The organism is Streptomyces sp. 2323.1, assembly GCF_900221035.1.
GTDB classification, from domain to species: Bacteria; Actinomycetota; Actinomycetes; order Streptomycetales; family Streptomycetaceae; genus Streptomyces; species Streptomyces sioyaensis.
On record NZ_LT907981.1, the window covers coordinates 6550571 to 6571898 of the forward strand.

Sequence of the window (21328 nt, forward strand, 5' to 3'; positions counted from 1 at the left end):
TGCATGGTCTCCGGGAGGGATACCCGGAGCGCGCGCCCCGGTGGGTCATCGCCCGCCGGGGCGCGCGGCGTTGGCGGGGGCGTCCGCGGGCGGGGCGGTGGAGCCGCGGGTGACCAGCTCCACCGGCAGGGCGGGCGCCGGGGCCGGGTGGCCGTCGAGCACCGCCATCAGGGCCCGCATCCCGGCCTCGCCGAACTCCTCGGCGGGCAGCCGTACGGTCGTCAGCTCCGGCTCGACGGCGACCGCCAGGGCCAGGTCGTCGAATCCGGTGACGGAGACGTCTTCGGGGATCCGCAGGCCCAGCCGGCGGACGGCCTTGCAGGCGCCCGCGGCGATGATGTCGTCGTCGCAGAGCAGCGCCGTGGGGCGGGGGCCGGGGCCGGTCAGGGCGGCGTGTGCGGCCTGCAGTCCGGCGTCGATCCGGAGGGCGGTCGGCAGGCGCCGCAGGTGTGCCCCCGGGACGCCGTGCAGGGCGTCGGTGACGGCACGGGCCCGGACCTCGAAGGTCCAGGAGCGCACGTCCGCCGCGAGATGGGTGAGGCGGCGGTGCCCGAGGGCGACCAGATGGGTGGTCAGCTGCCGTACGCCGTCCGCGATATCGAGGTTGACGGTGGCGGTGGCCCGGTGGTCGTCGGGGTCGCTGTCCAGCATGACCAGGGGCAGACCGGCGTCCCGGAGGGGGGCGAGGGCGTCGGCGGCCATGGAGGAGGCGATCACGCCGTCGAGGGTGGCCGCGGCGGAGTCGAAGGGGTCGCGGGCGGGGCCGATGCCCTCGGGGGAGGGGTAGAGGACCACACCGAAGCCGTGGTCGGCGGCGACCCGGGCCGCGCCGGTGTAGACGCGGGCGAAGAATTCGGTGGTCAGGGCGGGGACGACGAGGAGCGCGGTGCGGGTGCGGCCCATCCGCAGGCTGCGGGCGGCGAGGTTGGGGCGGTAGCCCAGTTCGCGGGCGGCGTCGCGCACCGCCTCCGCCTTACCGGGGGAGACGCGGCCGTGCCATTTGTCGCCCAGGACGAGGGAGACGGCGGCCTGCGAGACGCCGGCGAGGCGGGCGACGTCCCGGCTGGTGGTGCGGGCGGTGGCCGGCCGACCGGGGTGCGCGGCGCCGGCCGCTCCGGTGGCGCCGGTGCGTGCGCCGGCGGGCGTCTTTGCCTCGTTGCTGGTCACCGGGTGCGTCACTCCTCGTCTCGGCCGTTGCGGGGTGGACCGCGGCGTGCCGTCATGATACGTATAACCCCGGAAGTTATACGTATCACGTCCGGTATGGGCCGGGCGGAAAGGGGCGGGGATGGCCGCGGGATATGCGGAGTTGCTCAGAACCCGGCACGCGGCCCGGCTCCTGGCGGGGACGCTGGCCGGCCGGCTGCCGAATGCCACCGCGGCGCTGGCCGTGATCCTCTTCGTGCGGGCCGAGGGCGGCAGCTACGCCCTGGCCGGTGTGCTCTCCGCGGTCTACGGCCTGTGCAGCGCCCTCGGCCAGCCGCTTCTCGGCCGGGCCGTGGACCTCTGGGGCCAGCCGCGGGTGATGCTGCCCGCCTCGGTCGTCTCGGCGCTCGGTGCGGCGCTGCTCGCGGTCGTCGGCCTGGATGTGCTGTGGCTGGCCTATGCCGCCATGGTGATCGCCGGTTTCTTCACCCCGCCCCTGGAGGGCGGTCTGCGGGCGCTGTGGCCCGGCGTCCTGCGGCGCGCGGACCGGGTGCATGCCGCCTACGCGCTGGATGCGGTCGCGCAGGAAGTCATGTTCGCGGTGGGCCCCTTGCTGGTGACGCTGTGCGTGGCGGTGTGGTCGGAGCGGGCCGCGTTGCTGGTGATCAACCTGATCGGGGTGCTCGGGGCGCTCTCCGTCGTGGTCTCGGAGCCGTCCCGGCAGTGGCGCAGCGCCCCGCGCGAGGCGCACTGGCTGGGAGCGCTGCGCTCGGCGGGGCTGCTGGTGCTGATCGGGTCGTTCTTCTTCGTGGGGCTGGCGCTGGGGTCGATCGCGGTGGCGGCGGTCGCGTACGCCGATGAGCACGGCGGCGGGATGATCTCCAGCTGGCTGCTCTCCGCGCTGGGCGCCGGTGCGCTGGTCGGCGGGGTGGTCTACGGCGCCCGCGAGTGGCCGGGGAGGCCGGAGGGGCGGCTGCGGCTGCTGATCGGACTGCTGGCGCTGGGGTATCTCCCGCTGGTGCTGGTCCCGGGCGTCTTCGGGATGACGGTGCTGACCGGGGTCGCCGGGGTGTTTCTGGCACCGTCGCTGGCCTGTGCGTTCGTGGTCGTGGACCGGCATGCCCCCAAGGGCACCGTGACGGAGGCGTTTTCGTGGCTGGTGACGACTTTCGGGGTCGGATCGGCGATGGGCGGCTCGGTGGTGGGGCCGGCGGTCGAGCGGGGCGGCGCGGTGGCGGGCTTCGCGGTGGCCGGTGCCGGCGGGCTCGCCGCGCTGCTGGTCCTTTTGTCGACGAAGCGATTCCTCGGGGATCCCGTGCAGCGTACGGCTGATGCGGGCACGACGGAAAATGATCGAAACGGGGCAGCCGAACCCGGTTTCAGAGCAGGCCGTCAGGCGTAATGTTCAGTCATGGACCGCCGCATTTTCGGGCTGGAGAACGAGTACGGCGTCACGTGCACGTTCAGGGGACAGCGCCGACTGTCGCCTGACGAAGTGGCGCGCTACCTCTTCCGCCGTGTCGTGTCATGGGGCCGCAGCAGCAATGTCTTCCTGCGGAACGGCGCCCGCCTGTACTTGGACGTGGGTTCGCACCCGGAATATGCAACTCCCGAGTGCGACAACGTGACCGAGCTGGTCACGCACGACAAGGCCGGCGAGCGCATTCTCGAAGGCCTGCTCGTCGACGCCGAGCGCCGCCTGCATGAGGAGGGAATCGCGGGCGACGTCTATCTGTTCAAGAACAACACCGATTCGGCGGGTAACTCCTACGGATGCCACGAGAATTATCTCGTCGCCCGTCACGGTGAGTTCTCCCGGCTCGCGGACATCCTCATTCCGTTCCTGGTCACCCGTCAGCTGCTGTGCGGCGCGGGCAAGGTGCTGCAGACCCCCAGGGGCGCCGTCTACTGCGTCAGCCAGCGCGCGGAGCACATCTGGGAGGGCGTCTCCTCGGCGACCACGCGGTCCCGGCCGATCATCAATACGCGCGACGAACCGCATGCGGACGCCGAGCGCTACCGGCGGCTGCACGTCATCGTCGGTGACTCCAACATGTCCGAGACGACCATGATGCTGAAGGTCGGTGCCACCGACCTCGTGCTGCGCATGATCGAGGCGGGCACGGTCATGCGCGATCTGACCCTGGAGAACCCGATCCGGGCCATCCGCGAGGTCAGCCACGACATCACGGGACAGCGCAAGGTGCGGCTGGCCAGCGGACGGGAGGCCTCGGCGCTGGAGGTCCAGCAGGAGTACTACGACAAGGCCGTGGACTTCTGCGACCGACGCGGCATCCGTACGGGCCTCGTCGAGCAGGTGCTGGAGCTGTGGGGCCGGACGCTGGAGGCGATCCGGGACCAGGAGCTCGACCGCATCTCGACCGAGATCGACTGGGTGATGAAACATCAGCTCATCGAGCGGTATCGGACAAAGAACAACATCACCATGTCCCACCCACGGGTGGCGCAGATAGACCTCGCGTACCACGACATCCACCGCCGCCGGGGGCTCTACTACCTCCTGGAGCGGAAGGGTCAGGCCGCGCGGATCTGCAATGACCTGAAGATCTTCGAGGGCAAGTCGGTGCCCCCGCAGACCACCCGTGCGCGGCTGCGCGGCGACTTCATCCGCCGTGCTCAGGAGCAGCGCCGTGATTTCACGGTCGACTGGGTGCATCTCAAGCTCAATGACCAGGCGCAGCGCACGGTCCTGTGCAAGGACCCGTTCCGGTCCGTCGACGACCGGGTGGAAAAGCTGATCGCCGGAATGTGACCCGCGGGGAATGCGGAGGTGTGCCGGGGGCCGTACGGCTCCCGGCACATTGCCTTGTTGTGCCGGGCAGCGTCCGGCGGCACAGGTCGTAGAGTGGCGGGCATTGCCCATTCCCCACGAGCCCGAGTTGGACTGATGAACCTCACGAAGAACACCTGTCGCGCCGCCGCAGCAGTGCTGACCGTGCCCGTCCTGCTGTTCACCGCCGCCTGCGGGTCCGACGACGGCAAGGGCTCGGCGGGCGACGCGGTCGCCAAGGTCGACGGCAAGGTAGGGGCGCAGCCCAAGATCACGGTGCCCAAGGGCGCCAAACCGACCGACAAGGCCGTCACCAAGACCCTCGTCGAGGGCAAGGGCGCCACCGTCAAGAAGGGCGATCTGGTCCGGCTGGACTACTCGGCGCAGTCGATGAAGGGCCAGAACCTCGGCAGCAGCTGGATGCGGCAGCCCGGGGCCAAGCCCGGTGGCCCGCGCACCCAGATCGTCAGCGAGGTCACCGATCAGGCCCAGCAGCAGTTGCCGTCGAAGGTGCTGGCCGCGGTGGCCGGGCAGAAGGTCGGCAGCCGCTTCGAGGTCGAGGGCACCGCCAAGGAGCTGGTCGGCCCCCGTCTGAACCCGCAGCTCGGCATCAAGCCGGGGGACGGCCTGGTGTGGGTCATCGATGTCGTCGGGGCGAAGAAGCTCGACAAGAAGGCGAAGGCCGAGGGCAAGCAGGCGGCTCCGGAGAGCGGGATGCCCGAGGTGACGGCCGCGGACGAGAAGGCCGCGAAGATCACCGTGCCCAAGGGGGAGCAGCCGCCCAAGGACCTCAAGCAGCAGGTCCTGATCAAGGGCAAGGGCCCCGAGGTGAAGGCCGGCGACGGGCTGATCGCGCAGTACACCGGTGTGAAGTGGGAGGACGGCAAGAAGTTCGACTCCTCCTGGGACCACGGTGGCGCGACCGCGTTCCAGATCGGCGCCGGCCAGGTCGTCCAGGGCTGGGACAAGGCGCTGGTCGGCAAGCACGTCGGTGACCGGGTGGAGATCGTGATCCCGCCGAAGCTGGCCTACGCCGGGCAGCCGCAGAGCGGGCTGGACAAGAACACCCTGGTCTTCTCGGTCGACATCGTCGGCACGGTCTGACGGCGGCACCGGCAAGATCTGCAAGACTGGCCCGGTAATCGTAAAGATTCGTAAGTAGGAGCACATCCGTGAGCATCGACAAGCCCGAGATCGACTTTCCTGAAGGCCCGGCTCCCACCGAGCTTGAGATCGTGGACCTGAAGGAGGGCGACGGGCCGGTCGCCAAGGCCGGGGACACCGTCTCCGTGCACTACGTCGGTGTGTCCTTCAGCACCGGCGAGGAGTTCGACGCGAGCTGGAACCGCGGCAAGCCGCTGCAGTTCCAGCTGGGCGCCGGCCAGGTCATCGCCGGCTGGGACAAGGGCGTGCAGGGCATGAAGGTCGGCGGTCGCCGCCGGCTGACCATCCCCGCGCACCTCGCCTACGGCGACCGTGGCGCAGGTGGCGGCCTGATCGCTCCGGGCGAGACGCTGATCTTCGTCTGCGACCTGGTCTCCGTCTGAGACCGCTGCCGGTCGCCCCGCGGGGCCACGGCTGACGTATCCGAGGGCCCGTGCCGCGATGGCACGGGCCCTCGGACGAGTAAGCCCTCACTCCCTTCCGGCCCTGCGGGCGGACGAAGGGAGTGAGGGCTTACTCGTCCGGCTTTTGCCCTGAGCATCGCGAGCGGTACGGTCAACGATCGGGAAGACAACGAGAAAGGGCGTCGATGGCCATTGCCAAGGCCGAGCGGTTGATGAACCTGGCGCTGTGCCTGCTGGGGACGCGACGCCCGCTGACCAAGCGTGAGCTCAGGTCGTCCATCGAGGCCTATATCGAGGCCGGCAACGACGATTCGTTCAACCGCATGTTCGAGCGGGACAAGGACGATCTGCGGGAGCTCGGTCTGGTGATCGAGACCGTCGAGGGCATCGAGGGCGACGTCGGCTATCTCGCCCGGCGGGACAGCAACCGCCTGCCCCCGATCACCCTCGACGCCGAGGAGGCCGCCGCCCTCGGGCTGGCCGCGAAGATCTGGCAGCAGGCCCGGCTGGCCGGCGCCGCCTCCGGGGCGCTGCAGAAACTGCGCGCGGCCGGTATGCCGCTGGCCGGGGAGGGCGCGGACTACGACGCCGCGCAGCCGCACAGCGCGCTGGAGCCGCGGATCCCCGCCCACGAGGCCGCCTTCGAGCCGTTGATGCTGGCCTGCCGGGACCGCCGGCCGGTCGTCTTCGACTACCGCAAGTCCACGGCCGCCCACCCCGAGCAGCGGCAGGTCGAACCCTGGATCCTGGAGTGCTGGCGGGGCCACTGGTACGTCGCCGGCTGGGACCGCGACCGTAAGGCCGAGCGGGTCTTCCGGCTCTCCCGGATCACCGGCAAGGTCCGTTCCCGGCAAGGGAAGTTCACCGCGCCGGTGCCCGATCACGTCACCGTCCGCGAGACCGTCGAGAGCTGGGCCGGGGAGACCGCCACCGGCACCGCCCGCATCAAGCTCCGTGCGGAGCACGGCTATCCGCTGCGCGCCCGTGCGCTCACCGTCCGCGCGCTGGGCGACGGCTGGGACGAGCTGGAGATCCCCAGCGGCCATGGACTCGACGCCTGGCTCGTGGAGTTCGGGCCGGACGTGGTCGTACTGGAACCCGCGGAACTGCGCGCCGAGGTCATCGACCGGCTGCGTGCCGTGGCCAAGGGCTGAGAGGGATACGAGACCCATGGCGACGAACGCGATCGACCAGACCCGCCGGATGCTGTCCCTGGTGACCTACCTGCGCGAGCGCCCCGGCGCCCGCGTCGGGGACGTCGCCCGCGCCTTCGGCATCACCGAGGACGAGCTGATCGCCGACCTCGACGTCCTGCCGATGTGCGGGACGAGCTTCCGCGGCGGGGACCTCCTGGACATCGACACCGACGGCGACCGCATCTGGTGGCACAACCCCGACGATGTCGCCGAGCCGCTGCGGCTGGCCGCCGACGAGGCGACCGCGCTGCTGGTCGCGGCCCGGGCGGTGGCCACTCTGCCCGGACTGCGCGAGGGCGACCGGCAGGCGCTGCTGCGCGCCACCGCCAAGCTGGAGGCGGCGGCCGGTGAGGCGGCCGGCGCCAGCTCCCGGCTCTCGGTGACCTTCGAGTCCGAGGGCGGGGTCTTCGCCGACGTCGACCGCGCCATCGCCGAGCGGCGCCGGCTGTGGCTGCGCTACTACTCCCCGGCGCGCGACGAGCTGACCGAGCGCGAGGTCGACCCGATCCGGCTGTTCGCCGTCGGCCATACGTATATGGAGGCGTGGTGCCGGCTCTCGGAGGCCCGGCGCACCTTCCGGCTCGACCGGGTCGCCGAGATCACGCTGCTGGACGCGCCGGCCGATCCGCCGCCGGTCGAGCTGCGCGATCTGTCGGAGGGCCTGGTGCAGCCCGCGGCCGAGGACCCCGAGGTGTGCATCGAGGTCGGGCCCGGCGGCCGCTGGGTCGCCGAGTACTACCCGCACGACAGCGCCGAGGAGCTGCCCGACGGCGGTCTGCGGATCACCCTGCGCACCCCCGACCCGGCCTCGCTGCGGCGGCTGGCGCTGCGGCTGGGCGGGGACGGCCGGATCGTCGCGCCGCAGGCCCTCGCGGACAGCGCACGGCAGGCCGCCGACCAGGCACTCGCGGCATACGGCGAGTGAGCCCCGCGGCCACCGCGGGGAGAAGGAGGAGGCAGGGATGGTGAGGACCACGAAGGCGGCCGTCGGCCTGGCGGGCCGGGCCGCTCCGGTGCTCTTCAAGGCTGCCTGCCCGGACTGCCGGGGCTGCTTCGAGCTCGCCTCGGACGCCTTCCGGCTGGCGATCGGCGCCAGCAGCCGTACCACCTTCTACTCCTTCACCTGCCCCGACTGCCGGCGCGCGGTGCGCAAACCGGCCGGCGAGCGGATCATCGAGCTGCTCACCGGCGGCGGGGTCCGCACGCTGCGGCTGCACACGGGCTGACCGATAGGCTCGTCCCATGCTCTGGCCCATGATCGCAATCGCCCTCGGCTTCGCCGGGATCGCCGTGCTCGGCGTCCTGGCCGTCCGCGTCTTCGCGGAGGTGCGGCGGCTGGCCCGTCAGGTCGGTGCGGCCTCGGAGCGGATCCAGCGGGCCGCCCAGGATCTGGAGCGGGCCGCGGCGCCCCTCGCGGCGTCGGCGCATTGGCGAGAAACGGAGTAGCACGCGTGACGGGCCGGAGCTCTCGTACGTGTGGACGGTAGGCTGTCGGCAGGGCCGAAGGGTGAGGCGCGGCCCGCTGCCGGGAGTGCGCACAGGGGTTGCCCAGCGTTTACCCGTGAGCGTTACGATCGCTGCTAGCACGGCGGGCGGACGGATGTCCGGCCAAGTCAGGTAGTCCCATCCCCAGCCGCCTCGGTGAGAAGGTAGACGCTTATGTTGTTCGGAAAGATCGGCGCTCCCGAGATCATTCTCATTCTCGTCGTCGTCTTCCTGCTGTTCGGCGCCAAGAAGCTGCCCGACATGGCTCGCTCGCTCGGGAAGTCCGCCCGCATCCTCAAGAGCGAGGCTAAGGCGATGAAGGCAGAGGCTGGACAGCAGCAAGAAGCCCCCTCCGACCCGCCGAACCCCGACTCGCAGAGTGCGCCCCGGACGATCAAGGCGGCGCCTGGTGACGCGAACACGGCTCGGCCGGTTACCGAGAACGATCACACTGTGCAGCGCTGATCCAGGGCTTGACTGCCGGTAGTGGCGCGGCCGCTGCCCGTCGCATGAGATGAGGACGTGGGTTGCTCAAGTCTGCCCCCAAAAAACAACAGAAGGTGAAAGACCCCGAGGGGCGAATGCCTCTCGTGGAGCACCTGCGTGAGCTCCGCAACCGGCTCGCCAAGGGTTTGCTGGCCATCGTCCTCGCGACGATTGTTGCCGCCTTCTTCTACGAAGAGATCATCAACTTCTTCACGAAGCCGGTGTTGCAGTCGGTGGGCTGCAATTCACTCTTCACTGACCTTGCCAAGCAGGAGAAGGGGTCGCGTTGCGCCAGCATCGTGATGATGGACCTCCTCGGCCCCTTTACTCTGGCGCTGAAGGTATCCCTGGTCGCCGGTCTCATCCTCTCGGCGCCGGTATGGCTCTACCAACTCTGGGCCTTCCTCGCCCCCGGTCTGCACCGTAATGAGAAGAAGTACGCGCTCAGCTTCGTTGGCGTGGGATTTCCGCTGTTCGTGGCCGGCGGCTACTTCGCGTACCGGGTGCTGCCCACCACGGCGCAGGTCCTCATCGACTTCACCCCGATCGGTATCGGCAACCTCCTCACGCTGGACAAACTGCTCGACCTCATCGCGCGGATGGTCGTCGTGTTCGGTCTGTCCTTCGAACTGCCGTTGCTCCTGGTGATGCTGAACTTCGCCGGCATCATCAGTGCTAAGCGCATGCTTGGCTGGTGGCGGGCGATGGTGATGGGCATCACGGTCTTCTCTGCGATCGCGACACCGAGTACGGATCCGCTGACCATGCTTGCCCTGGCCGTTCCGATCGTCGTGCTGTACTTCGGGGCGGTCGGGATCGCGCTGGCCAACGACGCCCGACGGCGGCGCCGGCTTGAGGCAGGGCCGGCCGACGACGAGGCGTCCGACCTTGATCTGACGCCTGCGGAGATCGGTGAGATCGAACCGGTAGCAACTCCTGCGGCATTGCCGGAGCAAGCACGTGGAGACGGCGATGCAAGGCGCGGCGGCTTCGACGACGTCACCTGAGGAAGACGACGGGCCGATGTCCTCTCACCCCGGCCCGGCACGTATCGCGGGTGCGGCACGTATGTGAGGCCGATGGATCATGGAAGGGGGAGGCTCCTGTGGAGCCTCCCCCTTCATCGTGCTCTGCCCGCTCTCAGGAAGTGCGGAGACGGCCCTGCCGCGGCCAACTCCGGTTCAGCAGTACTTGATGCCCTGAAGCTGGCCGGTGCCCCGGTAGTGGAGCTCGCCCTTCGGCCTGATCGTGTAACAGTCGCTGTCCGGCCACCAGCGCTCGGCGATCTGCACCTTGATCGTCTTATTGCAGTCGTTGACGATGTCCACGGAGTTCTGGCTCGGGTGCCACGTCGCCTTGACGCACTTGTTCACGCCCGCGGCCGCTGCCGGACCAGCCGTCGCCAACGGCATCCCGACCGCAGTCACGGCCAGCGCCGCTGTCACCGTTGCTGCCTTGAACTTGTTCATCGGTCCCCTTCGTCATCGGGAGGCATGAGTAGCCTCCTCCGCTCCGCCCGCGGGGGACGCCTCTGGTCATAAGGCGTCATGGAAAGATCCCGCGAGTGCACGGAATGATCAAGATGATCCTAAGACATGTTGTGGCCATCGGCTCGTTGTCAGAGGTGGCCGGTAGGCTCGTAGACACGATGACCGAGGACATGTCCCCTGCTGAGCGCTATGCCGCCGCCAAGCTCCGGGCGGCCGAGCAGGCCACCGCACTCGCCCCTTTCCGAGAGATGTACGACTTCGGCCTGGATCCGTTCCAGGTCGAGGCGTGCCAGGCGCTGGAGGCCGGCAAGGGCGTGCTGGTCGCGGCCCCCACTGGATCCGGCAAGACGATCGTCGGCGAATTCGCCGTCCACCTGGCCCTGGAGCAGGGCCGCAAATGCTTCTACACCACGCCCATCAAGGCGCTGTCCAACCAGAAGTACCAGGATCTGGTCAAGCGTTACGGCGCCGGCAAGGTCGGTCTGCTGACCGGCGACAACAGCGTCAACTCCGAAGCCCCGGTGGTCGTGATGACCACCGAGGTGCTGCGGAACATGCTCTATGCCGGCTCGCAGTCGCTGGTGGGCCTCGGCTATGTGGTCATGGACGAGGTGCACTACCTCTCCGACCGCTTCCGGGGCGCCGTCTGGGAAGAAGTGATCATCCATCTTCCCGAGTCGGTGACGCTGGTGTCACTGTCGGCGACGGTCTCCAACGCCGAGGAGTTCGGCGACTGGCTGGACACGGTCCGCGGCGACACCGAGGTGATCGTCTCCGAGCACCGCCCGGTGCCGCTGTGGCAGCACGTCCTCGCCGGCCGCCGGATATATGACCTGTTCGAGGAGCGGGACGGACAAAGCGGCGGGCGCCGCGAGGTCAACCCCGATCTGGAGCGGCTGGCCCGGATGGAGAACTCCCGGCCGACGTTCGGCCGGGACAAGCGCCGGGGCCGCACCATGCGCGAGGCGGACCGCGAGCGCGAGCGGCGGCAGCGGTCCCGGATCTGGACGCCGAGCCGGCCCGAGGTCATCGACCGCCTCGACAACGAGGGCCTGCTGCCCGCGATCACCTTCATCTTCAGCCGGGCCGGCTGCGAGGCCGCCGTCCAGCAGTGCCTGTATTCGGGCCTGCGGCTCAACGACCAGGAGGGCCGTGAGCAGGTCCGCCGCATAGTCGAGGCGCGGACGGCCGGGATCGCGGACGACGACCTCCATGTGCTGGGCTACTTCGAGTGGTTGGAGGGCCTGGAGCGGGGCATCGCGGCGCATCACGCGGGCATGCTGCCGACGTTCAAGGAGGTCGTCGAGGAGCTGTTCGTCAGGGGCCTGGTGAAGGCCGTCTTCGCCACCGAAACGCTGGCGCTGGGCATCAACATGCCCGCGCGGTCGGTGGTGTTGGAAAAGCTGGTGAAGTGGAACGGCGAGCAGCACGCCGACATCACCCCCGGCGAGTACACCCAGCTGACCGGCCGGGCCGGGCGCCGCGGCATCGACATCGAGGGCCATGCGGTCGTGCTGTGGCAGCGGGGGATGGATCCGGGGGCGGTCGCCGGGCTCGCCGGGACGCGTACCTATCCGCTGCGCTCCTCCTTCAAGCCGTCGTACAACATGGCGGTCAACCTCGTCTCCCAGTTCGGCCACCACCGTTCGCGGGAGCTGCTGGAGATGTCCTTCGCGCAGTTCCAGGCCGACAAGTCGGTGGTCGGGATCTCGCGGCAGGTGCAGAAGAACGAAGAGGGGCTGGCGGGCTACCGCGGCTCGATGACCTGCCACCTCGGCGACTTCGAGGAATATTCCCGGCTGCGGCGGGAGCTGAAGGACCGTGAGACGGAGCTGGCCCGGCAGGGCGCGGCCCAGCGGCGGGTGGCGGCCGCGGCGGCGCTGGAGAAGCTGAAGCCCGGTGATGTCATCCATGTGCCCACCGGCAAGTTCGCGGGTCTGGCGCTGGTCCTCGACCCCGGGATGCCCTCGGGGCGGACGAACGGCCACCGCGGCTTCGATGCGCAGGACGGCCCGCGGCCGCTGGTGCTGACCGCCGAGCGGCAGGTCAAGCGGCTGGCCTCGATCGACTTCCCGGTGCCGGTCGAGGCGCTGGACCGGATGCGCATCCCCAAGTCCTTCAATGCCCGCAGCCCGCAGTCGCGCCGCGATCTGGCGTCCGCGCTGCGTACGAAGGCCGGCCATCTCGTCCCGTCGCGGCATCGCAAGCCCCGGTCGGCGGCGGCCGACGACCGGGAGATCACCCGGCTGCGTACGGCCCTGCGCGCGCACCCCTGCCATGGCTGCGACGAGCGCGAGGACCACGCCCGCTGGGCGGAGCGCTACCATCGACTGCTGCGCGACACCCGCCAGTTGGAGCGCCGCATCGAGGGCCGGACGAACACCATCGCCCGCACCTTCGACCGGATCTGCGCCCTGCTGACCGAGCTGGACTACCTCGAAGGCGACAGCGTCACCGACGAGGGCCGCCGGCTCGCCCGGCTCTACGGCGAACTGGATCTGCTGGCGAGCGAGTGTCTGCGCGAGGGCGTCTGGGAGGGTCTGGGCCCGGCGGAGCTGGCGGCCTGTGCCTCGGCGCTGGTGTACGAGGCGCGCCAGGCGGACGATGCGGTGGCGCCCAAGCTGCCGGCCGGCCAGGCCCGCGAGGCCCTGGGCGAGATGGTCCGTATCTGGGGCCGGCTGGACGCCCTGGAGGAGGACCACCGGATCAACCAGGCAGAGGGCGTCGGCCAGCGCGAACCGGACCTCGGCTTCGCCTGGGCCGCGTACCGCTGGGCCTCCGGCTTCGGGCTCGACGAGGTGCTCCGTGACGCGGAGATGCCCGCCGGTGACTTCGTCCGCTGGTGCAAGCAGCTGATCGACGTACTCGGCCAGATCGCGGCGGCGGCCCCGCCCGAGGGCACGGTGGCGCGCACGGCCCGCCGCGCCATGGATGGCGTGCTGCGCGGCGTGGTGGCGTATTCGTCGGTGGGCTGAGGGGGACGACCCGCCCGTTCCGGGCATGCAGCGGTGCCGCGCCCCGTCCTGGAGGGGGCGCGGCACCGTTTTTCAATTCTTTTGGCACCGCGGCGAGTTAACGGCACTGCGGGCGGTCGGCCGGGTGTGACGGCCGGGGCGGTGGGAGGAGGATGCCGCCATGACCATGACTAGCGACGAGGGTGCCGCCCCGGTGCGGCGCCTCGGGAAGCTCATCAAGCTGCGCCCCGAACACCGTGCGGAGTACCTGCGGCTGCATGCGGAGGTCTGGCCGGAGGTACTGGCCACGATCACCGCCTGCCACCTCCGCAATTACTCGATCTTCCTGGAGGGCGATCTGCTGTTCTCGTACGCCGAGTACGTCGGGGACGACTACGCCGCCGATATGGCCGCGATGGCCGCCGATCCGGTGACCCGGCGATGGTGGCGGCTCACCGACCCGTGCCAGGAACAGACCCGGGGAGCCGTGCCGGGGGAGTGGTGGACACCGATGCAGGAGGTCTTCCACCACGACTGAGCCGCCCGAGGGGTACGGACGGTCAGCCCGCGGCGCCCGCCGTGTAGACCCCGTCCAGCCAGCTCTGCCAGGCCCGTCCGGCCTTCTCGGCGTCGGTGTCGCCGGCGAACAGATGGAGCGTGAGGCCGACCGGCGCCTTGAAGGCATTGCGCCCGAAGAAGCGGTACAGCCCGCCGTCGGTGCGCAGGCCCAGGAAGTGCTCGGTGCGGTAGTCGACGACCGCGTCCAGCGGGGCCGTGCCCGGCAGTTCGAGGCGCAGCCGGTCGCCCACCGCCGTCGTGGCGGTGACCCCGAGGGCGTGCAGCAGCCGCTCGAACCCGTCGGGGGTGAGCGAGGCCGCCGGGCCCTGGATGTCGGCGAAGGCGGCCGGGCGGCCGGTGAAGTACGTCAGGTACTGCCCGAGGGTGTGCAGATAGAAGTCGGTGTGCAGGGAGGCGCCGTCGTACTGGCCGTCCCAGTCGTCGTCGCTCAGCACGCCGCTGTGGACGTACCGCAGGACGGCGGTGCCGCCGTCGCGGGCCTCGATGACGTACTCCAGCGCGTTGAACCAGCCGTCCTCGCCGTCCATCCGGACCTCGAAGCGGTGCGGCGGCTCCCAGACGGTGACCGCGTCGTCCTCCGCGTCGCTGCCCCCGACGGCGGTGACCTTCTCCTTGGGGAACATCCACGCCCCCGTACCGGTGGTGACGGCCGCGAAGACGTCTTCGGGGGCGGCCGGCAGCACGACCTCCCGGCGGATCTCGAACTCTCTGGGCATGGCTACTCCTCGGTCGGTGCGGTGGACCCGTGCGCCGGGGCCGGCGCGGGCTCGTCGGCGTCACGGGTGATGCTGGGGTGCAGGGCGACGATCAGGCGGTGCTTGCGCCCGCCCGCCGCCCCTTCGTCGTGGTACTTGGCGACGAGGTGGTTCACGGTCGCGCCGAGCTCCTCGGCGAAGGCGGCCCGGTCGGCGGCCGAGGCGAACCGGATCTCACCGTCGACGGCGAAGGTCGCCAGCCGTTGCCGCGCCTTCGTCGAGCGCGTGATGAGCTCGCCCACCTCGCGCACCAGCCGGGCCGCGAGGGCCAGCAGCCAGCGGGCGGAGAGCTGGTCCGGTGCCCGGCCGGGGTCGGGCGCGACCGCGGCCAGCGCGGCGGGGGAGATCACATAGGACGCGGCCGTCGCCTGCACGATCCGCTCCGTCACATTGCCCTTGCGGCGCTCCTCGACCAGCTCGACCAGGCCGTGCCGCTCCAGGGCCCGCAGGTGGTAGTTGACCTTCTGCCGGGACAGGCCGACCTGCGCGGCCAGCGTCGTCGCCGAACCCGGCACGGCGAGCACGGCCAGCAGCCGCGCCCGCACCGGATCCAGCGAGACCCCGGCGGCGGCCGGATCGTCGATCACTGCTACATCGATCACCCCAACAGAATGCAACCGAAAAACTTTATTGTCAAGGAAGGGGATATTGTCGGTGGAGAGGAGGAGGCCTTGTGGTGGCGAGGGACGGTGATACGCGCGGCGATCGACGGCGGGACGGCCGCGCCACGGGCCGGGAAAGCGCCACGACTCAGGTACCGCACGCCAAAGGCCCGGAGTCAACGTCGAGTTGCTCCGGGCCCATGGACAAACACTTGGCCCACACCTGCGCCCGCGGGGGCCACGTCGTAGCGGGGCTGCCGCCCCCGTCGGTCAGGGGGCCGTCGCCGCCGGGGACTCCTGCTCGGCCTCGACCTGCTGGTTCCAGTCCCGCTTGGAGGCCTGCCAGCCGTCCTCGTCATGGCCGGCGCGCCAGTAGCCGGAGATGGACAGTGCCTCGCGGGGGACGTTCCGCTCGACGCGGAGCAGCCGGCGCAGCTCCTTCACGAAGCCGGCCTCGCCGTGCACGAACGCCTGGACCTCGCCGGCCGGGAACTCCAACGCGCTGACGGCCGCGGCCAGTTCGCGGCCGACGGGGGTGTCGCCGCGGTACAGCCAGTGGATCTCGGCGCCGGCCGGGGCGGCCAGCTCCTGGCGCTCCTGCGGGCCCGCCACCTCGATGAAGGCGTGCACCGGCACCCCCGAGGGCATCCGGGCGAGCGAGGCCGCGATGGCCGGCAGGGCGCTCTCGTCGCCCGCCAGGAGATGCCAGTCGGCGGCGCCGTCCGGGACGTAGGCGCCGCCGGGGCCGAGGAACAGGATCTCGTCGCCCGGCTGGGCCGCGGCCGCCCACGGCCCGGCCAGACCCTCGTCGCCGTGCACCACGAAATCCACGGTCAGTTCACGGCTGTCGGCATCCCAGGCGCGGACGGTGTACGTACGGGTCCTGGGCCACCGGTTGCGCGGGAAGTCGGCGCGGATCTGCGCGATGTCGAACGGCTCGGGGTACTGCACGCCGGGCACCGGGAAGAGCAGCTTGATGTAGTGGTCGGAGAACTCGCCCGCGGTGAACTCCGCCGGCTCCTCACTCCGCAGCACCACGCGGACCATGTGCGGGGTGAGCCGCTCCGTGCGCTGTACCCGGGCGCGGTGCACGGTGGGCTTCTTGCGGGACGGACGCTCTGCAGCCACGGCGGTCTCCCCTGACGCGTGATGGTTAGGTTTACCTAACCTAACAGGTTACCGGCGAAGTGTGACGAGCAGCCGTTGCAGCGCCCCGCCCAGACCCCACTGTGCGGCCAGCGCCTCCAGCCGCTCGGGGTCGGCCGGTTCGGCCGGGAGGGCGTGGTCGACGGCGGGGACGGGCGCATCGGTGGCCACCTTCACGACCTTCGGGGCGACCGCCAGGTACGGGCCTGCCTCCAGCAGCCGGGTGCGCTGGGCGGGGGTGACCTTCGAGGCCGGGTCGGCGGCGGCGGCCAGGATGCCCGCCAGGTCTCCGTAGGCGTCCAGCAGCTTGGCGGCGGTCTTCTCGCCGATGCCCGGTACGCCGGGCAGGCCGTCGCTGGGGTCGCCGCGCAGCAGCGCCAGGTCGGCGTAACCGGGGCCGTCCACGCCGTACTTCGCGCGCAGCAGCGCCTCGTCGGTGAGCTGGAGGGTGCCGACGCCCTTGAGCGGATACAGGATGCGGATGCCGCGCCGGTCGTCGACGAGCTGGAAGAGGTCGCGGTCGCCGGTGACGATGTCCACCGGGCCCTTCGCCCGGGCGGTCAGGGTGCCGATGACGTCGTCGGCCTCGTAGCCGGCCGCTCCGATACGGGCGATGCCCAGGGCGTCCAGGACGTCCTCGATGACCGGGACCTGCGGCGAGAGGGTGTCGGGGATCTCCTCCTCGTCGGGCTCCGCGGACCCGGCGGGGGCCTCCTCGGCGACCCGGTGCGCCTTGTACGAGGGGATCAGATCGACCCGCCACTGGGGGCGCCAGTCGAAGTCCATGCAGGCGACCAGGTCATCGGGGTGGTGGTCCTGGACGAGCCGGGCGATGAAGTCCAGCAGTCCGCGGACCGCGTTCACGGGAGTGCCGTCCGGGGCCCTGACCGATTCCGGTACCCCGAAGTAGGCGCGGAAGTAGAGCGAGGCGGTGTCGAGGAGCATCAGGCGTCGAGTCACATCCCGCATGATGCCGTATGCCCCATACGTCACACAGATGTGATCTAAAACACCGCCGTGTTTGGGCCAGATAAAGGCGGGCAGGCGCGCACCCGGAGCTGACCGGTAGCGGATTCAAGGATTCCACCGGTAAAGGCGGGCCGACCCCGTGTCGCTCCACGACCTGTCCATGGGGGTGACAGGTCGTTTCGCATGCGACAAGAGAGGCATATGTGGCCAGGCTGCAAGCCGAGCACCTGTACAAAGTGTTCGGCAGAAGACCCGAGGAAGCGGTCCGCAGGCTCCAGGCCGGTGCCGGCCGCGAGGAACTGCGGGACGAAGGCATCACCGCGGCGGTGATCGACGCCTCGATCGAGGTGGACGAGGGCCAGATCTTCGTCGTCATGGGCCTGTCCGGATCCGGCAAGTCCACGCTGCTGCGCACCCTCAACGGGCTGCTGGAGCCCACCGCGGGAACCGTACGGTTCGACGGCCAGGACCTCACGTCGCTCAGCGACAAGGAGCTGCGCAAGGTCCGCTCCGAGAAGATCTCCATGGTCTTCCAGCACTTCGCGCTCTTCCCGCACCGCAGTGTGCTGGAGAACGCCGCCTACGGCCTCGACGTGCAGGGCGTACCGCGTGCCGAGCGCACCCGGCGCGCCACCGAGGCGCTGGAACTCACCGGGCTCAAGGGCTGGGAGAAGTCCTGGCCCGACGAGCTCTCCGGCGGTATGCAGCAGCGCGTGGGCCTGGCCCGGGCGCTGGCCACCGACGCCGATCTCCTGTTGATGGACGAGTCCTTCAGCGCCCTCGACCCGCTGATCCGGCGGGACATGCAGGACCAGCTGCTGGAACTGCAGAAGACCCTGAAGAAGACCATCGTCTTCATCACCCACGACCTCAACGAGGCGATGCGCCTCGGCGACCGGATCGCGGTCATGCGGGACGGCCGGATCGTGCAGATCGGCAGCGCCGAGGACATCCTCCTGCGGCCCGCCAACGACTATGTGGCGTCCTTCATCCAGGACGTCGACCGCAGCCGGGTGCTCACCGCCGGCGCGGTGATGGCCGAGGTCGGCACCGTACTGGGTGCCAAGGCCCCCGACGGCCGGACGCTCGGCACCGCCGCGGAGTTCCGGGCTGCCGCGCCCGCGACGGTCGGTATCGACACCCCGCTCGCCGAGCTGTTCGCCCCCTGCTCGACCAGCACCGTACCGGTCGCCGTGACCGACGCGAACGGTGAACTGGCCGGCGCCGTACCGGCCGAGCGGCTGCTCGCCGTCCTCGGCGACAGCGCGGACCGGGAGCCGGCCTCCGGCATCCCCTCCCAGGACACGGGCGCGCCCGCCACGGCGGCGCGGCTCGACAAGCAGCCCGCCACGGGCACGGCGGCGGAGGACTCCCCGGCCGCGCCCGGGGACGACGCGCCCGAGGACGAGGTGAGCGCCGATGCCTAGGATCCAGATAGGCAGCTGGGCCGAGCACGCCGTCAACTGGCTGCGCGACCACCTCGACTGGCTCTTCACCCTCATCACGAAGGTGCTGAACGGCCTCTACGACGTCATTCACACGGTCCTGTCCGGGCCCGAACCGCTGCTGCTGGCCGGCATCCTCGCGGTGCTCGCCTGGTGGCTGCGCGGTCTGCCGGCCGCCCTGCTGACCTTCCTCGGCTTCGCGCTGATCGAGTCGGTCGAGCAGTGGGGCCCGACCATCGAGTCGCTCTCCCTGGTGCTGGTGGCCTGTCTGATCACCGTCGTGGTCGCCGTGCCGCTCGGTATCTGGGCGGCCCGCAGCCGGGTCGTCGGCGGGGCGCTGCGCCCGGTCCTGGACCTGATGCAGACGATGCCGGCGATGGTCTACCTCATCCCCGGCATCCTCTTCTTCGGCCTCGGCGTCGTGCCCGGCATCGTCGCCACCATCGTCTTCTCCATGCCGCCCGCGGTCCGGATGACCGAGCTCGGCATCCGGCAGGTCGACGAGGAACTGGTCGAGGCGGCCGAGGCGTTCGGCACCCACCCGCGGCGCACGCTCTTCCGGGTGCAGCTGCCGCTGGCGCTGCCCACGATCATGGCCGGTATCAACCAGGTCATCATGCTGGCGCTGTCCATGGTCGTCATCGCCGGCATGGTCGGCGGCGGCGGTCTCGGCTCGTCGGTCTACAACGCGATCAGCTCGGTCGATGTGGCGCTGGGCGCCGAGGCCGGCCTCGCGGTCGTCATCCTCGCCATGTACCTGGACCGGATGACCGGCGCGCTCAACCAGCGGGTCTCCCCGCTCGGCCGGCGCGCGCTGGCCAAGGCGCAGGCGGCGCTGGGCGGGATGAAGTTCCTGCAGTGGCGGCCCGCCACCTCCGTGGCGATGGCCGGTGTGGTGGTGCTCGCGCTGCTCGCCGGCGGGATGAGCTACTTCGGCCAGTCCAACGGCAAGTCCGGCGGCGGCAACGGCCGGCCGATCAGCCTCGGTTACGTCAACTGGGACGAGGGCAAGGCCACCACCTTCCTGTGGAAGGAGATCCTGGAGCAGCGCGGCTACAAGCCCAAGGCCCAGGCGCTGGAGGCCGGTCCGCTCTTCGCCGGGCAGGCCCGCGGTGACATCGACGTCCAGACCAACGCCTGGCTGCCGACCACCCACGCCTCGTACTGGAAGAAGTACAAGGACAAGCTGGAGGACCTGGGGGCCTGGTACGACAAGACCTCGCTGGAGATCGCGGTCCCGTCGTACATGAAGGACATCAAGTCCCTCGACGACCTCAAGGGCAAGGGCGGCCGGTTCGGCGGCAAGATCACCGGCATCGAGCCGGGCGCCGGCGAGATGAAGATCCTCAAGGACAAGGTCCTCAAGGACTACGGCCTGGGCGGCGAGTACAAGGTCCAGGAGTCCAGCACCGCGTCGATGCTCAGCGAGCTGGACCGCTCGATCCACGCCAAGAAGCCGATCGCGGTCACGCTGTGGTCGCCGCACTGGGCGTACGACAAGTACAAGCTCACCAAGCTCAAGGACCCCAAGGGCTCCTTCGGCGCCGGAGACAGCCTGCATCTGCTGGGCCGCAAGGGCTTCGCCAAGGACGAGCCCCAGGTCGCCAAGTGGATGAAGAACTTCCATCTGGACGAGAAGCAGCTCACCAGCCTCGAGAACGACATCAAGAGCGCCGGTGACGGCCATGAGCAGGACGGTGTGCGCACCTGGCTCAAGAAGCACCCGGGCCTGGTCGACAAGCTCGCGCCGTCCGCGGACGCCTCCTACGCCAAGGGCAAGGACGCGGGCAAGGCCCCGAACATCGGCTACCCCGCGTGGGACGAGGGCATCGCCACCACGTACCTGTGGAAGAACGTCCTGGAGAAGCGCGGCTACAAGCCGAACATCCGCAACCTCGACATCGGGCCGATGTGGACCGGGCTGTCCACGGGCCAGATCGATGTGGAGACCGACGGCTGGCTTCCGGTGGCGCAGAAACAGTACTGGGACAAGTACAAGAAGGATCTCGTCGACGTCGGGCCCTGGTACGACAAGACCTCGCTGGAGATCGCGGTCCCGTCCTACGTCAAGGGCGTCAAGACCCTCGACGATCTGCGCAAGCACAAGGACGAGTTCGGCGGCAAGATCATCGGGATCGAGCCCGGCACCGGCGAGATGAAGCGCCTCAAGGACACCGTCGCCCCGGCGTACGGCCTGAAGGACTTCGACGTCACCTCGGCCGGCACCAGCGCCATGCTGACGGAGCTGGACCGGGCGTACCACAAGAAGGAGCCCATTGCCGTGGTGCTGTGGTCGCCGCACTGGGCCTACAGCAAGTACAAGCTCACCAAGCTCGCGGATCCCAAGGGCACCTGGGGCGCCAACAACCAGATCAAGACGCTCGGCAACAAGAGCTTCCCGAAGAAGTTCCCGGAGTTCGCCGGCTGGCTGAAGAACTGGAAGATGAACGCCGAGGAGCTCGGCAGCGTGGAGAAGGACATCCAGGACGCCGGCAAGGGCAACGAGAACAAGGGCGTCGAGAAGTGGATCGGTGACCATCCGGGCATCGTCGACAAGATGGCGCCGGTGAAGTAGGCGAGCGGGGCGTGCCCGGCACGCTCCCGCAGTGGGCCCCGTCCCCGGCAATGGCCGGGTGGCGGGGCCCGTCGCATGGGCGGCCCGTGCCGGGTGACCCGTTCGGCGGCGGCCATCGTGGGCCGCCGCCGGTCCCAAACG

At 70.1% G+C, this 21328-nt stretch carries 20 protein-coding genes; 14 read left to right on the plus strand and 6 right to left on the minus strand.

The window, feature by feature from the left end; all coding sequences use genetic code 11:
- Positions 1-45: 45 nt before the first annotated feature.
- A complete protein-coding gene (locus CPH93_RS28210) occupies positions 46-1167 on the minus strand; it encodes a LacI family DNA-binding transcriptional regulator (RefSeq protein WP_096214444.1) in 1122 nt (373 codons plus the stop codon).
- Between the two features lie 121 nt (positions 1168-1288).
- On the opposite strand from CPH93_RS28210, the gene CPH93_RS28215 reads away from it, so the two are divergent.
- From CPH93_RS28215 to tatC, 10 genes are all read left to right on the plus strand, one after another.
- The gene (locus tag CPH93_RS28215) at positions 1289-2548 is read left to right on the plus strand and encodes an MFS transporter (RefSeq protein ID WP_096214445.1); all 1260 of its coding nucleotides are present in this window, start codon (positions 1289-1291) and stop codon (positions 2546-2548) included.
- Positions 2549-2557: 9 nt separating this feature from the next.
- Entirely contained in the window at positions 2558-3919 is a 1362-nt protein-coding gene (gene pafA, locus CPH93_RS28220; RefSeq protein ID WP_006607613.1) for a Pup--protein ligase, read from the plus strand.
- A gap of 135 nt (positions 3920-4054) precedes the next feature.
- Positions 4055-5041 carry an FKBP-type peptidyl-prolyl cis-trans isomerase gene (locus CPH93_RS28225; protein ID WP_096214446.1) on the plus strand — a complete coding sequence of 329 codons (987 nt, stop codon included), beginning with the start codon at positions 4055-4057 and terminating at the stop codon, positions 5039-5041.
- A 68-nt stretch (positions 5042-5109) separates the two neighbouring features.
- Positions 5110-5484 carry an FKBP-type peptidyl-prolyl cis-trans isomerase gene (locus CPH93_RS28230; RefSeq protein ID WP_093482339.1) on the plus strand — a complete coding sequence of 125 codons (375 nt, stop codon included), beginning with the start codon at positions 5110-5112 and terminating at the stop codon, positions 5482-5484.
- 206 nt (positions 5485-5690) lie between these two features.
- Positions 5691-6659 carry a helix-turn-helix transcriptional regulator gene (locus CPH93_RS28235; protein WP_093482338.1) on the plus strand — a complete coding sequence of 323 codons (969 nt, stop codon included), beginning with the start codon at positions 5691-5693 and terminating at the stop codon, positions 6657-6659.
- 16 nt (positions 6660-6675) lie between these two features.
- Positions 6676-7626: a helix-turn-helix transcriptional regulator gene (locus CPH93_RS28240; RefSeq protein ID WP_006607609.1), complete on the plus strand. Its 951-nt coding sequence runs from the start codon at positions 6676-6678 to the stop codon at positions 7624-7626.
- A gap of 37 nt (positions 7627-7663) precedes the next feature.
- On the plus strand, positions 7664-7927 hold the full coding sequence (locus CPH93_RS28245; RefSeq protein ID WP_093482337.1) for a hypothetical protein: 264 nt from the start codon (positions 7664-7666) through the stop codon (positions 7925-7927).
- A gap of 16 nt (positions 7928-7943) precedes the next feature.
- The gene (locus tag CPH93_RS28250) at positions 7944-8147 is read left to right on the plus strand and encodes a hypothetical protein (protein WP_093482336.1); all 204 of its coding nucleotides are present in this window, start codon (positions 7944-7946) and stop codon (positions 8145-8147) included.
- A 216-nt stretch (positions 8148-8363) separates the two neighbouring features.
- A complete protein-coding gene (tatA, locus tag CPH93_RS28255) occupies positions 8364-8651 on the plus strand; it encodes a Sec-independent protein translocase subunit TatA (protein ID WP_093488502.1) in 288 nt (95 codons plus the stop codon).
- Between the two features lie 62 nt (positions 8652-8713).
- Entirely contained in the window at positions 8714-9679 is a 966-nt protein-coding gene (tatC, locus tag CPH93_RS28260; RefSeq protein ID WP_093482335.1) for a twin-arginine translocase subunit TatC, read from the plus strand.
- A gap of 174 nt (positions 9680-9853) precedes the next feature.
- On the opposite strand, the gene CPH93_RS28265 is transcribed toward tatC, so the two are convergent.
- The gene (locus CPH93_RS28265; protein ID WP_093482334.1) at positions 9854-10141 is read right to left on the minus strand and encodes a hypothetical protein; all 288 of its coding nucleotides are present in this window, start codon (positions 10139-10141) and stop codon (positions 9854-9856) included.
- A gap of 179 nt (positions 10142-10320) precedes the next feature.
- Between CPH93_RS28265 and CPH93_RS28270 the strand changes: the two genes are divergently transcribed.
- Positions 10321-13137: a DEAD/DEAH box helicase gene (locus tag CPH93_RS28270; protein ID WP_093482333.1), complete on the plus strand. Its 2817-nt coding sequence runs from the start codon at positions 10321-10323 to the stop codon at positions 13135-13137.
- Positions 13138-13297: 160 nt separating this feature from the next.
- On the plus strand, positions 13298-13654 hold the full coding sequence (locus tag CPH93_RS28275; protein ID WP_093482332.1) for an L-rhamnose mutarotase: 357 nt from the start codon (positions 13298-13300) through the stop codon (positions 13652-13654).
- A gap of 22 nt (positions 13655-13676) precedes the next feature.
- Here CPH93_RS28275 and CPH93_RS28280 read toward each other — a convergent pair whose 3' ends face one another.
- The 4 genes from CPH93_RS28280 to CPH93_RS28295 all read right to left on the minus strand — a co-directional run bounded on the left by CPH93_RS28280 (position 13677) and on the right by CPH93_RS28295 (position 17143).
- A complete protein-coding gene (locus CPH93_RS28280; RefSeq protein ID WP_093648818.1) occupies positions 13677-14411 on the minus strand; it encodes an SRPBCC family protein in 735 nt (244 codons plus the stop codon).
- 2 nt (positions 14412-14413) lie between these two features.
- On the minus strand, positions 14414-15052 hold the full coding sequence (locus CPH93_RS37345) for an ArsR/SmtB family transcription factor (protein WP_093482330.1): 639 nt from the start codon (positions 15050-15052) through the stop codon (positions 14414-14416).
- A 270-nt stretch (positions 15053-15322) separates the two neighbouring features.
- Positions 15323-16180 (minus strand): siderophore-interacting protein, encoded by an 858-nt coding sequence (locus CPH93_RS28290; RefSeq protein ID WP_096214447.1) that lies wholly within the window; start codon positions 16178-16180, stop codon positions 15323-15325.
- A 48-nt stretch (positions 16181-16228) separates the two neighbouring features.
- Positions 16229-17143, minus strand: a complete 915-nt coding sequence (locus CPH93_RS28295) for a 5'-3' exonuclease (protein WP_096214448.1) — start codon at positions 17141-17143, stop codon at positions 16229-16231.
- Positions 17144-17370: 227 nt separating this feature from the next.
- Here CPH93_RS28295 and CPH93_RS28300 point away from each other — a divergent pair, with 227 nt between their 5' ends.
- Together CPH93_RS28300 and CPH93_RS28305 are read left to right on the plus strand one after the other, a co-directional pair.
- A complete protein-coding gene (locus CPH93_RS28300) occupies positions 17371-18594 on the plus strand; it encodes a quaternary amine ABC transporter ATP-binding protein (protein ID WP_096214449.1) in 1224 nt (407 codons plus the stop codon).
- A complete protein-coding gene (locus CPH93_RS28305; protein WP_096214450.1) occupies positions 18587-21187 on the plus strand; it encodes an ABC transporter permease/substrate binding protein in 2601 nt (866 codons plus the stop codon). The genes CPH93_RS28300 and CPH93_RS28305 overlap by 8 nt, the downstream gene beginning before the upstream one ends.
- Positions 21188-21328: the final 141 nt, after the last annotated feature.